Below are 13,549 nucleotides of genomic sequence, written 5' to 3'. Positions count from 1 at the left end.
CCCGCCGTATCGTACCGGAGCGGAAACGGCGGGCCCCGCCACTTAGTCCCGAGGAGCACCATGTCCACACACTCCGCGCCCGTCCTGGACGCTGCTCAAGCCGGGCTTCTTCATGGAGAACTTCCTGCCGTCCATGGCCTTCCTGTTCCCGCGCGGCATCGAGGGCGGCCTGGTGAGCCTCCTGAAACCACGGACCCGGCTGTCGCTGGTCGCCGTCGAGGACATCGGCAGGGCAGCAGCCGCGGCCATCGACGCGCCGGAGCGGTTCGACCGGGTCGAGCTGGAGCTGGCGAGCGACTACCTGTCGATGGCCGAGATCGCCGAGGTCCTCTCCCGCGTCCTGGGCACGGAGCTGTCCGCACCGGACATGACCTTGGCGGAGGCCGTCGCCGCCGGGATGCCGCCGATGGGTGCCTCACACGAATGGCTGAACGCGGTGGGTCAGCCCGGCCGCCCGCGGTACGCGAGGGACCTCGGCATCCCGCTCACCAGCTTCGAGGCCTGGGCGCGGGAGCACCTGCGCGTTCCCTGAGGACGGTCAGAGGTTGCGCTGCGCCCCTCGCGCGCCCCGGCGGGACGCGCGACGCTGCCAGGCCATGATGGGAAGGCCGATCATGCCGAGGCCCGTGCCCGCCGCGGCCGTCCACAGCCAGATCGGCGGGAACGCGTCGAACCCGTACCGGCCCACCGCCAGCACGCACAGCGCCAGGAGCCACAGCCCCGTGCCCACGTAGACGAGGGGCGACAACGCCAGCAGGCGCTCGGGCAGCGGAGGAGGTGACTTCTGTGTTTCGATTCGCGCGTCGGGTTTCCCTGGGTCGGACACATGCGCGAGGCTACCGGGCCATGGCGACAAGGACAGCTGCCCTCGACCGGTTCTTCCGGATCTCGGAGAGGGACTCCACCGTTGGCCGCGAGGTACGCGGCGGGCTGGTCACCTTCGTGACGATGGCCTACATCGTCGTGCTGAACCCGCTCATCATCGGGAGCTTCGCGGACGACCCGGCGCACCAGGACAAGTTCGGCGACTGGCTGCCCACCGACCAGGTGGCGGCCGTCACGGCGCTGGTGGCCGGCGTGATGACGATCCTGTTCGGACTCGTCGCCAACTTCCCCTTCGCGATGGCCACGGGCCTCGGGATCAACGCGTTCGTGGCCGTCAGCATCGTGCCGCAGATGTCGTGGCCCGCGGCCATGGGGCTCGTCCTCGTCAACGGCGTCGTCGTGCTCATCCTCGTCGTCACCGGGGTGCGGACCGCCGTGTTCAACGCGGTGCCCGCCAACCTCAAGGCCGCGATCGCCGTCGGGATCGGCCTGTTCATCACGCTCATCGGACTCGTCGACGCGGGCTTCGTCCGCAGGCTCCCGGACGCGGCGGACACGACGGTCCCCGTCGGACTCGGGATCAACGGCTCGATCGCGTCCTGGCCGACGCTCACGTTCGTCGTCGGGCTCATCCTCACCGGGATCCTCGTCGCCAAGCGCGTCAAGGGCGCCATCCTCATCGGCGTGGTCGCGACCACGATCTTCGCGATCATCCTCGAGGCCATTGTGGACGCCGGGCCGTCCATGGGCACCAACCCCAAGGGCTGGAACCTCGGCTACCCGGCACTCCCGGACAAGGTCGTCGACACGCCCAACCTCAGCCTCATCGGCAACGTGAACTTCGACGCCTGGGTCCAGGTCCCGATCCTGACCGCCGTCCTGATCGTGTTCACGCTCGTGCTCACCGACTTCTTCGACACCATCGGCACCATGACCGGCCTCGGCAAGGAGGCCAACCTGCTCGACGAGGAGGGCAGGCTGCCCAACACCGGCAAGGCGCTGTTCGTCGACGGGCTCGGGGCAGTTGCCGGCGGCGCCGCGAGTTCCAGCTCCAACACGGTCTTCATCGAGTCCGCGTCCGGCATCGCCGAGGGCGCGCGGACGGGGCTCGCGAACATCGTCACCGGCCTGCTGTTCATCGCCGCGATGTTCTTCACGCCGCTGTACAACTCGGTGCCGGTCGAGGCGGCGGCACCGGCGCTGGTGATCGTCGGGGTGCTGATGATGGCGCAGATCAGGGAGATCGACTTCAGCGACTTCTCGATCGCGCTGCCCGCGTTCCTGACCATCGTCGTGATGCCGTTCACATACTCGATCGCCAACGGCATCGGGGCCGGGTTCGTCAGCTATGTGTTGCTGCGTACGGCAACCGGCAAGGCGCGCGGCATCCACCCGCTGATGTGGGTGGTCGCGGTGGCCTTCGCGGTCTACTTCGCAATCGGCCCAATTCGGGCAGCACTTGGCCAGAGTTGAGTGACGGTGCTCAACTCGTGAGGTACGCTAACAATGTGTCGAACGTGGAGCACGACGTAGCCCAGAGCTCCCTGACCAGCCGGTTGCGGCTGGCCACGGTGCGGCTCAACCGCAGGCTCCGGGCCCAACGGACCAGCTCCTCGATCACGCTCACCCAGCTCTCAGCACTGTTCTGCCTTTACAAGTGTGGCCCGCTCACCCCGGGTGAGCTCGCGGCCAAGGAGGTCGTCCAGCCCCCGTCCATGACCAGGGTGATCGCTGCTCTCGAGGAGTACGGCTACGTCAGCCGTCGACCGCATCCAAGTGACGGCCGGCAGGCCATCGTCGAGATCACCGAGGAGGGGAGCGCGCACATCCATGCGGACATCTCCGCGCGCGAGGCATGGCTGGACAAGCGACTCGCGGAACTCACCGGGGAGGAGCGCGAGCTGCTCTCACGCGCGGCGGAGATCATCGACAGGATGGCGAGCCAACAGGATTAGTGGCAGAACAACAGCAGAGAGAACTGACGACAGACCCAACAACCTCTCGAGCCGGGCTGGCTGAGGACTCGAAGCCGGTGGTCAAGCATCGGGGCATGCTGGCCTCCCTTCGGGTACGCAACTACCGGCTCTTCGCGTCCGGGCAGATCGTGTCGAACGTGGGCACCTGGATGCAGCGGATCGCCCAGGACTGGCTGGTCCTGGAGCTCTCCGGCAACAACCCCGTCGCACTCGGCATCGCCGCGGCACTGCAGTTCCTCCCCACGCTCTTCCTGACGCTGTGGGCCGGAGTGCTCGCCGACCGGGTGGACAAGCGCAAGCTCCTCATCCTCGTGCAGTCCGGCATGGCGACGAGTGCGCTCGTGCTGGGCCTGCTGAACGTCACCGGGCTCGTCGAGCTGTGGCAGGTGTACCTGCTCTGCCTGGTGTTCGGCCTGTTCACCGCGTTCGACCCGCCGGTGCGGCAGAGCTTCGTCGCCGAGATGGTGGGGCGCGAGCACCTGGCCAACGCGGTGGCGCTGAACTCCTCGACGTTCAACCTGGCGCGGATCGTCGGCCCCGCCATCGCGGGCGTGATGATCATCTGGACCGACACCGGCTGGGTGTTCCTGGTCAACGCGGTCTCGACGCTCGCCGTGATCATCGGGTTGCTCCGGATGAACCCCGCGGAGCTGCACCGGACTCCGGTGACGGCCTCGCGTCGCGGGCAGCTGCGGGAGGGGCTGCGGTACGTGCGCGGCAGGCCGGACATCATCGCCGTACTGGTGCTGGTGTTCTGCGTGAGCACGTTCGCGTTCACGTTCTTCACCACGCTCGCCATCGCGGCGGCCAACGTCTTCCACCGCGAGGCCGACGGGTACGGGTTGCTCTCGACGCTCCTGGCGGTCGGCAGCTTCTCGGGCGCGCTGCTGGCGGTGCGCAGGAGCACGCGGCGCAAGCCAGGACTCACGCTCCTCGTGGGTGCCGGGTTCGCGTTCGGGGTGGTCGAGGTCGTGGCGGGCGTGATGCCGTCGTACCTGGCGTTCGGGCTCGCCCTGATCCCGTGCGGCCTGGCGATGATGACCTTCATGAACACGGCCAACAGCACGTTGCAGCTGTCGGTGGCGCCGGAGATGCGCGGGCGCGTGATGTCGCTCTACATGCTCGTGTTCATCGGCGGCAACCCGATCGGCGCGCCGATGACCGGCTGGATGGCCGCCGAGTGGGGTGGCCGGTCGCCGTTCGTCATCGGTGGGTTGATCGCGGCCGTGTCGACCGCCGTGTGCGGCCTGGTCCTCGCCCGACGGGGTGGGATCCAGGTCAGGACCCGCCTGCCCTGGGTGCGGCGTGCCGCACCCGTGGTCACGCCGGAGCTTGCGCCCGTAGATTAAGTTAGGCTAACCTTAGCTCGTCGCTTCGTGGTGGGAGCGGCAGTCAGTTCGGGAACAGCGAGTCCCCCCGCTCCGATACGGCAGACGGCACTGCCGGAGCGGGGGGACTCGTGTTCGTTCACGCCATGGCTGGCCACGTGTGCACGGGGGTGTTCTCCTCCGAGAGCTCGCGGTACCTGGCCAGCATGCCGACCAGTGCGGCGTCCCGGTCCATCCCGGTGGACTCGAGGTGGGCGACCGCTTCCCGCTGCCACGTCGAACCCGTTCGCCTCGCCAGGCAGCGCTGCTCGATCACCCCCAGGTACCGCTCACGCACCGAGTCCGCGACCCCGCACTCCCGCAGGCCCTCGTGTGCCAGCGGGAGCAACAGCCGCAGGACCAGCTCGTCCGGGGGAATCCAGCCGGCGCCTGGCCAGTACAGCTGGGCGTCGAACGCGTGCCGTGCACCCGCGTAGAGGTTCTCCTCCGCGGCCTGGAACGACATCCGCGTCCACACCGGACGCTCCGCGGTGGCCAGAGCCCTTTGGGCGCCGTAGAAGAACGCCGCGTTCGCGATGAGGTCCACGACCGTCGGGCCGGCCGGGAGGACCCGGTTCTCCACACGCAGGTGGGGCACACCGTCCATGACGTCGTAGACCGGGCGGTTCCAGCGCCAGATCGTGCCGTTGTGCAGCCGCAGCTCGGCGAGCTTCGGGGTCCGGCCCTCGTCCAGCGCCTCGAACGGGTCCTCCTCGTCCACCTCGGGGAGGAGGCCGGGGAAGAACCTGACGTTCTCCTCGAACAGGTCGAAGACCGACGTGATCCACCGCTCGCCGAACCAGACCCGGGGCCGCACGCCCTGGTTCTTCAGCTCGTCGGGACGGACGTCCGTCGCCTGGAGGAACAGCGGGATCCGCGTCTCGTGCCAGAGTGCCCTGCGCAGCAGGAAAGGCGAGTTCGCCGCGATCGCCACCTGAACCCCGGCAAGGCACTGCGCCGCGTTCCAGTGCGCGGCGAACTCCTCCGGGGGCACCTGCAGGTGCAGCTGTGCCGACGAGCACGCGGCCTCCGGCATGATCGAGTCCATCGACTCGCGCAACCGCTCGCCGCGTTGGCCCGGGATCGCCGGGCCGTCCATCGAGAGCACCATGTCCTCGCCCCTGGCGGCGAAGATCTGCTCGTTCAGCACCGCGTAGCGGTGGTTGTTCGACAGCCAGCGCGCCTTGAGGTGTTCGTCCCGGAGCGTCGGGAGCATGCCGATCATCACGATGCCCGCGCCCGCGTCCTGGGCCTTCGCGTTGGCATCGGCCAGCGACTCGCCCAGCTCCACGTCGAGCTCGAGTGCGTTCACCCCGGTGAGCGGTCGGGGCCGCACGTTTAACTCGATCGTGTGTTGTCCGAGCTCCGTGGTGAACGACGGGTCGTCGAGCTTCTCCAGTACCACCGTGTTGGCCATGGCCGGCTGGAGGCCGTCGTCCACCAGGTTCAGCTCGACCTCGAGGCCGATCTTCGGTGGTGAGGTGGCGAAGCCGCCCTCGGTGAGCATTCTCGCCAGGGCGTCCAGGCAACGCTGGACCTTGAACCGGTACTGCTGGCGATCCGAGCGGTTGAACGTCTCGGTCGCGATGTCCTGACCCATACCGCCCCTCCCGGCCGAACCGAGCTGTTCGGCGTGCGCGCGGAACGTCAACCGTGACATATGCCCGAAGGTCGTTGCTAGGGGCCAAAAAGGTGCATCGATCGCGAGCCGTTGTTACGCAGAGCAAGACATGCGCTTAGGTGACGTAACACCAGCGAGTGAAGTTCTCGTCGTGTGGAAGCATGTCGGGGTGCTCGAGGTGACCGATCCGAACGACCCAAGACTCGACGAGTACCGCTTCCTGCGCACCGCCGACCGCAGGCCCGACCGGCCTGGCGGGCTCGGCCTGGTGATAGCGGAAGGGGTCATCGCCGTCGGTCGCATGCTGGCGTCCCACTATCCCGTGCGGTCGATGCTGGGGGTGCGGCGCAAGCTGGAGACCCTCCCGATCGACGACCTCGACGCGCCCGTGTACGTCACGACGGCCGAGATCATGGCGGAGGTGATTGGTTTTCACCTCAACCGGGGTGTGCTGGCAATGGCCGGTCGCCCGGAACCGCCGGCGGCGATTGACATCGTCGACGGCGCGCGGCGGCTGGTCGTGCTGGAGGGCGTCGGCGACCACGAGAACCTCGGCGCGCTGTTCCGCAACGCCGCCGCGTTCGGCGTGGACGGTGTGCTGCTCGGCACCGGCTGCGCCGACCCGCTGTACCGGCGTAGTGTGCGAGTCTCCATGGGACACGTGCTCTCCGTGCCGTTCACGACACTCACGCCCTGGCCGGACGGGTTGAAATTGTTGCAGGACAACGGCTTCACGGTGATGGCGCTCACGCCGTCCGGTGTGGTCGAACTGTCCTCAGTGGCCATGCCGGACAAGGCGGCCGTGCTGCTCGGCTCGGAAGGCCCTGGCCTGACACCGGAAGCGGTGGCCGCGTCGGACGTCGCGGTGCGGATCCCCATGTCGGGTGGCGTGGACTCACTCAATGTGGCGACCGCCGGCGCGGTCGCCTTCTACGCGCTGGGCGCGGGTCGGTAGTTTCGGAGCGTGTCGATGTCGGGGATCCAGTTGCGTGCGAGCGGCGACCGTGCCGTCCTGGTGGACGAGGACGACGACGGCGAACGCGTCACCGAGCCGGACCGGCTGCCGCTCGGTACCGAGCTGACCGACGCCCTGCACGAGTGGGCGAAGGTCGCTGCCGCCGTCGGCCGCGCCGAACCAGGCGCGGCGGCCGGGTCGGTGGTGTCGCGCCGCGGCCTGCAGCTGGCGGGCAGGGTGGCGCAGTCGCTCGGCGTCTCCGTGGTCTACGTCGACCCGCTGTCGGGCACGGAGTCGACGGTGGAACCGGTCCTGCGGCCGAAGCGGCCGCCCCGCCCGCCACGTCCGGTGGAACCGGTGCCGTGGCTGACGGGGCTGACCGTCACGGCGGCGAGCCTCGCGCTGACCGTCGTGACAGTCGTCACACTGGCCGCCACGCTGGCGGAGACGTACTCGCTGCTCGCCGTGGCGTCGAACCTCGTCGTGACCGCCGGGCTCCTGCCGTCACTGTGGCTGATCAAGCGCCAGCCGATCTGGCGCTGGGTGGCCTACGGCGTGGCGATTGGCCTCGGCCTGGCCTGGGTGGCGCTACCCTTCGTGATCTTCTAGCGCTCAGGCGACGACTCCAGCGGCATGCGTTGCCAGGCGTTCGTCGTCCTCCGCGGGTCGCCGCCCCACTCCTCTCCTGTGGGGTCGACGTGTCTGACATCAAGGTGTCATACCGGAAGTTGGACATCGCCAACCGATTACTTTTACCGTGTGGCCATGTCTGACAAGGCGGTGCTCGGGAGGTCGCTGCGCGCCCGCCTGCCGGTCGTGGCCGTCGTACTGGCCTGTGTGGCCGGCGTGGCCGCGGCGGTTCTCGGTAGCACCAATCCCGTGTCGGCCGTGCAGTTCCTGTTGCCGGGTCACTGGGTGTACAACTCGTCGTTGCAGTCGGTGTTCCACGTGGACGGTTCGACCGGCGATGTGGACGCACGCGGTCGGGTGCCGGGCAACGCCGGTGATCAGGTTTTCCAGGGGGACACCAGCGGTTACGTGGTGGGGGACTCGCGGATCACGGAGTTCGGGAAGTCGAGCCTGTCAGTGGAGGACTCCAGGGTCACGCCGTCCCGGGAGCTACCGGTCGGGGTCGAGACCGCGGGCGGGCCGTACCTGGTGTACCGGGAGACCGGCCAGATCGTCCGGCTCGGCGACGACCATCTGGTCCTGTCGTTGGGCGGGCCGGTCGGCACCCCGGTCGCCACTCGCGACGGCACCGTGTGGTTGCCGCGCGTCAAGGCTGGTCTGCTGTGCCAGCTGCCCGCAGGCGCTGTCCAGGTGTCGTGTCCGGTGCTGTTGCCCAAAGGGCATCCTGGCGGGTTGTCGGTTGTGAGCAGGCGTGTGGTGTTCGTGGACGCCCGCGAGGACACCTTCCAGGTGGTGGAGAAGGACGGTCTCGGTGAGCCGCGTTCGCTCGGGGTGGACGTCGCCGACGACGCACGGTTGGCCAGTACCGAGGTGGGTGGCCGGATCGCGATCCTCGACGGGCAGCGCATGCACCTTGTCGACGCCGGTCTGGGTACCGCGGGCCTCGGCCAGGAGGAGCCGGTGACCGTGGACCTGGACGACGGCGAGTACGCCGGTCCGGTGTCCACCGGATCGGTCGTGGCTGTGGTGAACCTGACCACGAGCACCCTGTCCGTCTACGACAGAGAAGGAAAACACAGGCAGAGCAAGGAGATCCCGGCCGAGAGCGGGGACCCGCGCCTGACCCGGGGTGAGGACGACCGCATCTACGTCGACGGTGCCGAGGGCGGACACGTCGTGGTGGTCGACAAGGACGGCGGCGTCACCGACGTCCCGATCAGCGACGAGGACGGCAAGGACAGGTCTGTCCAGCCGTCCGGTGGTCAGGACCCGGACGCCCCGCTCGCCGCGCCCAAACCGGGGACGGAGTTGACAGAGCCGCCGGTGCGGGACCCGGTGCCACCTCGGAACCCGCAGACCCAGCAGCCGCAGCAGAACGGGCCGCAGCAACAGCAGTCGCCGCCACGGCAGGACCCGCCGCCACCCGTCGAGGAGGAACCCCCGCCGCCACCCGTCGTCGAGGAGGAACCGCCTCCGCCACCCGTGGTGCCGCCGAGCCCTCCTGGCGTGCCCACCGCCGTCAACGCCACCGCCGGTGACGCGTCGGCCACCGTCACCTGGAACCCGGCGCAGGACAACCGGTCCCCGATCACCGGCTACCGCGTCACGTGGGCGGGTGGGGAGACCACCGTGCCCGGCGACGCGCGTACGAGCGTCGTCCCCGGCCTGGCCAACGGCACGACCTACACCTTCACCGTCAACGCCGTGAATGCCGTCGGCGCGGGCCCCGGCGCCGCGTCCAACCCGGTGACCCCGCTCGCGCCGGCGGGCGGACCGCCCGCCGCGCCGACCAACCTCGACCCGGGCTACGACCCGGCCACCGGGCACGCGAGCTTCACCTTCACCCCACCGGACCTGAACGGCAACGCGCTGGTGCACCACGTGGTGACCGTGACCGGTGTGCCGGTGCAGTACACGACGGAGACGGTCGTGGAGTTCGACCAGATCCCGGCGAACGGGCAGGTCACCTTCTCCGTGCGCACCGACAGCAGACTGCCGGACGGCACGATCCTGCACGGGGAGACCGCGTCGGTCACCGTCGACGGCACCCCGCCGCCCGCCGCCGGACACGTGACGCTGACCAGAGGGCCGGACACCCAGGAATGGTGCTCACCCGACCCCGACTGCGCCTGGATGCACGTCGAGCTCGTCGGCATGCAGCCGAACACGCGGTACGACCTGATGCCGCACTCGACCCATCCGGACTACAAGAACCCCGGCGGCACCTGCACGACCGACGAAACCGGCTACTGCGTGACCGACCAGTTCGCCTACCACGAGGCGGGCTACACCGTGTGGGTCACGGTGACGGGTCCCGACGGCGTCGAGACACGTTCGAACGATCTGGTCTGGGAAGGTGAGGGCTGACCAGCTCGACAGCGAGTGTTCGGTGCCGTCGGGCGGGCCGGTCCCGTCGGGCGGGCCGGTCCCGTCGGGTCAGGCGAGCGACTCCAACCACGTGCGGTGCAGCGCGGCGAACCGGCCGCCACGGCCCTCGATCAGCTCTGCCGGTGAGCCGTCCTCCACGATGCGGCCGCCCTCGACCACCAGGACGCGGTCCGCGATCAGGACCGTCGACAGCCGGTGGGCGATGATCAGCGCGGTCCGCTCCGACAGCACCGACTCCAGGGACCGCTGCACCGCCCGTTCCGTCGGCACGTCCAGGCTCGACGTCGCCTCGTCCAGCACGAGGACCGCGGGGTCGGCCAGGAACGCCCGCGAGAACGCCACCATCTGGCGCTGCCCCGCGGACAGCCGGCCGCCACGTTTGCGGACGTCCGTGTCGTACCCGTCCGGCAGGGCCGAGATGAACTCGTCGGCACCGACCGCCGTCGCCGCTGCCTCGATCTCCGCACGGCTCGCCGACGGGCGGCCGAGCGCGATGTTGTCCGCGACCGACCCGGCGAACAGGAAGTTCTCCTGCGTGACCGTGACGACCTCGTGGCGGAGCTCGTCGTCGGCGAGGTCCCGCAGGTTGACGCCGTCCAGCCGCACCGCGCCCGCCGACGGGTCGTAGAAACGGCCGACCAGCTTCGCGATCGTCGACTTGCCCGCACCCGTCGCACCCACCAGCGCCACCGTCTGACCCGCCTGGATACGCAGGTCGAACGTCGGTAACACCACCGGAGTCGTCGCCGAGTACCGGAACTCCACCGCCTCGAAGTCGATCCGGCGGCCGGTGTCCCGGACCGGCAGCGGCAGCGGCGCGGACGGCTCCACCACCGCGGGCTCCTCCTCCAGCACGCCGGAGATCTTCTCCAGCGCCGCGATCGCCGACGTGTACGAGTTCGCGAACATCGCCAGTTCGTCGAGCGGGTCGTAGAACCGCCGCAGGTACAGGGTGAACGCCGTCAGCACGCCAAGCTCGAGACCACCGCCGACCACCCGCACCGCACCGATCGCCAGCACCAGCGCGAGCGACAGGTTGCCGACCAGACGCACGGTCATCGTGAAGCGCGCGACCACGATCAGGGCTTCCTTGTTGGCTGCCCGGAACCGGTCGTTGAGCGCGGCCATGATCTTCTCGTTGCGGTCCTCGCGGCGGAAGGCCTGCACGGCACGCATGCCGTTCATGGTCTCCACGAACTGCACGATGACCTTCGCGATCGCGCCCCGGGTGTCCCGGTAGGCGTTGCGCGAGCTGAGGTAGAACCAGCGCGTCACCCACGCCAGCGGTATCAGGCCGGCCAGCACGACCAGCGCGAGCGGCGTGTCCAGCACCAGCAGCATCACGGCGATGCCCACCACCGACAGGACCGCCGTCAGCAGGCCGTCGAGGCCGTCCTCCAGCAGGTCGTGCAGTGAGTCGATGTCGCTGGTCATCCGGGAGATGACCTTGCCGGAGGTGTACTTCTCGTGGAACGAGATCGACAGCCGCTGCGCGTGGCGGAACACGCGCTCGCGCAGGTCGAGCAGCACGTCCTGGCCGAAGCGGCCCGCGACCTTCAGGAACGCGAACCGCGTGGCCGCCGAACCGAGGCCGGCGAACACGTACGCGCCGACGCACCACGCCAGCACGGTCGTGTCACCCGCGAGCGCGTCGGGGATGCCGGTGTCGATGGCGACCGCGATCACCAGCGGGCCGACCAGCGTCAGCAGGTTCTCCAGCACCACGAGCCCGAGCGCCAGCAGCGCGACAGCGAGGCGGGGCCGCACCAGCGACACGAGGAGGCGACGGGACCGCGTCTGCAGACGGGTGCTGACGAGCGCGTTCAGTTCCTCGTTGTCCTCCGCGGCGACGCCGCGCCAGTCCTCTTCCGTCGGGGTGCTCATGCGACCACCTCGTCGCGCTCTTCATCCATTGTGGACAACATGGCACGGTAGTTCTCGTTGGTGGCAAGGAGATCCGAGTGGTGGCCGATCGCGGTGATCTTCCCGTCGGACAGCATCGCGACGCGGTCGGCCAGCTGGACCGTGCTGGAGCGGTGTGCCACCACCAGGGCGGTGACGTCGGAAAGGACGCTGCGCAGCGCGTGCTCGACCTCCGCCTCGGTGTGGACGTCCAAAGCGGACAGCGGGTCGTCCAACACCAGCACCGACGGCCTGCCGACCACCGCGCGTGCCAGTGCGAGGCGCTGCCGCTGGCCGCCGGACAGGGACAGGCCCTGCTCGCCGATCCGCGTGTCCAGGCCCCACGGCAGGTCATCGACGAAGTCCGCCGCCGCGACCTGGAGTGCCTGTCGCACATCGGCTTCCGTCGCGCCGGTGGCACCGAGCGCCACGTTCTCCCGCACGCTCGCCGAGAACAGCACCGGCTCCTCGAACGCGGTCGCGACCGTGGTGCGCAGGTCCGCGAGGTCGAGGTCCCGCACGTCGACGCCGTCGACCGTGATCCGCCCGCCCGTGACGTCCGCGAGGCGGCCGACCAGCGCGGTCAGCGTGGTCTTGCCGGACCCGGTGGCGCCGACCAGCGCGACGGTCTCGCCCGGCCGGAGGTCGAGGTTGATCCCGCGCAGGACCTCCTCGCCCTCGCTGCCCGGGTAGGCGAAGCGGACGTCGTCGAACCGGACGTGACCGCGGGCCTTCGCGGGCAGCGACTTCGGGTGCGCGGGGCTCGTGATCGTGATCTCGGCGTCGAGCACCTCGAAGTAGCGGGCGGCGGCGGTCGCGGCCTGGTTCGTCTCGGCGAGCAGCCAGCCGATCGAGTCGGTGGGCCAGCGGAGGTAGGTGGCGACCGCGACCCCCGCGACCAGCGTGCCGACGGTCATGGTGCCGTCGACGATCGCGAACGTGCCGAACAGCAGCTGCCCACCGATCGCGAACTCCGGCAGCACGATGATCGCCGCCCAGAGCAGGCCGACAGTGTGGACCTTGCGCAGCTCGGTCCTGCGTAACTCCTTCGCCTCACGCGCGAAGCGGTCGGCGAGGTGCCTGCCCCGGCCGAACGCCTTGAGCACGCGAACGCCGAGCACGGACTCCTCGACGGTCGTGGCGAGGTCGCCGTTCTGGTCCTGCGAGCGGCGGGCGAGGACGGCGTACTTCGACTCGTACAGCGTCGAGATGAGGATGAGCGGCGCGGCGCAGACGAGCGAGATGATCCCGAGCGTCGGCGACAGGACGAACAGGACGACGAGCCCGACCACCAGCACGACGGTATTGGTGATCAGGAAGATCAGCGCGAACGCGATGAAGCGGCGCAGCGTCGACAGGTCGGAGACGGCGCGGGACAGCAGCTGCCCCGACTGCCACCGGTCGTGGAACGCGATCGGCAGGCTCTGCAGGTGGTGGTAGAGGTCGTCGCGAAGACGTGCCTCGACGCTGGTGCTCGGTCCGGCGATCAGTCGGCGGCGGAGGTAGAAGAGAAGGGCCTCGCCGGTGCCGACCACGGCGATGCCGGTGACGAGCAGGGCAAGACCGCCGGTGTCGTGGTGCGCGACGGGGCCGTCCAGGATCCGCTGGATGAGCAGCGGGATGGCGAGCCCGCACAGCATCGAGCAGAAGACGGCGGTGCCGGACCCGAGCATCCGGCCCCGGACTGGTCGCAGGTAAGCGCCGAGTCGTCGCAGTGCGTTGATGTTCGTGCTGCGGGCAGGTTGATGTGACTGAGTTGTGCTCATGATCTCCCCACGGTGCCGTTCTCGACGGTAGGCGAGATGCTGGTTCGCGGCATCTGGTTTTCCCGGCCCTGGCCCGCCGAGGCCAGAGTGCGCCCTCCAGTGCGGTGGAGGTCAACGCT

At 69.4% G+C, this 13,549-nt stretch carries 11 protein-coding genes; 7 read left to right on the top strand and 4 right to left on the bottom strand.

Translation table 11 applies throughout. The features are described 5' to 3' along the window. The first annotated feature begins 91 nt into the window (after window positions 1-91). On the top strand, window positions 92-532 hold the full coding sequence (locus CLV71_RS37285; protein WP_341771704.1) for an NmrA family NAD(P)-binding protein: 441 nt from the start codon (window positions 92-94) through the stop codon (window positions 530-532). 6 nt (window positions 533-538) lie between these two features. Here the strand turns inward: CLV71_RS37285 and CLV71_RS37280 are convergent, their stop codons facing one another. After that, window positions 539-826 carry a DUF2530 domain-containing protein gene (locus tag CLV71_RS37280; RefSeq protein ID WP_243867121.1) on the bottom strand — a complete coding sequence of 96 codons (288 nt, stop codon included), beginning with the start codon at window positions 824-826 and terminating at the stop codon, window positions 539-541. 20 nt (window positions 827-846) lie between these two features. Here CLV71_RS37280 and CLV71_RS37275 point away from each other — a divergent pair, with 20 nt between their 5' ends. The 3 genes from CLV71_RS37275 to CLV71_RS37265 all read left to right on the top strand — a co-directional run bounded on the left by CLV71_RS37275 (window position 847) and on the right by CLV71_RS37265 (window position 4,150). Continuing rightward, on the top strand, window positions 847-2,298 hold the full coding sequence (locus CLV71_RS37275; protein ID WP_133907614.1) for an NCS2 family permease: 1,452 nt from the start codon (window positions 847-849) through the stop codon (window positions 2,296-2,298). Window positions 2,299-2,342: 44 nt separating this feature from the next. After that, window positions 2,343-2,780 carry a MarR family winged helix-turn-helix transcriptional regulator gene (locus CLV71_RS37270; RefSeq protein WP_133907613.1) on the top strand — a complete coding sequence of 146 codons (438 nt, stop codon included), beginning with the start codon at window positions 2,343-2,345 and terminating at the stop codon, window positions 2,778-2,780. Window positions 2,781-2,875: 95 nt separating this feature from the next. Beyond that, window positions 2,876-4,150 carry an MFS transporter gene (locus CLV71_RS37265; protein ID WP_133907612.1) on the top strand — a complete coding sequence of 425 codons (1,275 nt, stop codon included), beginning with the start codon at window positions 2,876-2,878 and terminating at the stop codon, window positions 4,148-4,150. 118 nt (window positions 4,151-4,268) lie between these two features. Here the strand turns inward: CLV71_RS37265 and CLV71_RS37260 are convergent, their stop codons facing one another. Next, window positions 4,269-5,768: a glutamate-cysteine ligase family protein gene (locus CLV71_RS37260; protein ID WP_133907681.1), complete on the bottom strand. Its 1,500-nt coding sequence runs from the start codon at window positions 5,766-5,768 to the stop codon at window positions 4,269-4,271. A 130-nt stretch (window positions 5,769-5,898) separates the two neighbouring features. Between CLV71_RS37260 and CLV71_RS37255 the strand changes: the two genes are divergently transcribed. The 3 genes from CLV71_RS37255 (at window position 5,899) to CLV71_RS37245 (ending at window position 9,741) form a co-directional block, all read left to right on the top strand. Then, window positions 5,899-6,744, top strand: coding sequence for a TrmH family RNA methyltransferase (locus CLV71_RS37255; RefSeq protein WP_133907611.1), 846 nt, complete (start codon window positions 5,899-5,901; stop codon window positions 6,742-6,744). A 15-nt stretch (window positions 6,745-6,759) separates the two neighbouring features. Further along, window positions 6,760-7,353 (top strand): DUF2537 domain-containing protein, encoded by a 594-nt coding sequence (locus tag CLV71_RS37250; protein WP_243867119.1) that lies wholly within the window; start codon window positions 6,760-6,762, stop codon window positions 7,351-7,353. A gap of 156 nt (window positions 7,354-7,509) precedes the next feature. Continuing rightward, window positions 7,510-9,741, top strand: a complete 2,232-nt coding sequence (locus CLV71_RS37245) for a fibronectin type III domain-containing protein (RefSeq protein WP_166664413.1) — start codon at window positions 7,510-7,512, stop codon at window positions 9,739-9,741. Between the two features lie 69 nt (window positions 9,742-9,810). On the opposite strand, the gene CLV71_RS37240 is transcribed toward CLV71_RS37245, so the two are convergent. Beyond that, window positions 9,811-11,646 carry an ABC transporter ATP-binding protein gene (locus tag CLV71_RS37240; RefSeq protein ID WP_133907609.1) on the bottom strand — a complete coding sequence of 612 codons (1,836 nt, stop codon included), beginning with the start codon at window positions 11,644-11,646 and terminating at the stop codon, window positions 9,811-9,813. After that, window positions 11,643-13,430, bottom strand: a complete 1,788-nt coding sequence (locus CLV71_RS37235) for an ABC transporter ATP-binding protein (protein WP_133907608.1) — start codon at window positions 13,428-13,430, stop codon at window positions 11,643-11,645. Before CLV71_RS37235 ends, CLV71_RS37240 begins: the two co-directional genes overlap by 4 nt. Window positions 13,431-13,549 lie beyond the last annotated feature (119 nt).

It is taken from the genome of Actinophytocola oryzae (assembly GCF_004364325.1).
GTDB lineage: Bacteria > Actinomycetota > Actinomycetes > Mycobacteriales > Pseudonocardiaceae > Actinophytocola > Actinophytocola oryzae.
The sequence above is the reverse complement of the archived record's forward strand: the minus strand, read 5'-3'. Positions and strand labels throughout refer to the sequence as shown.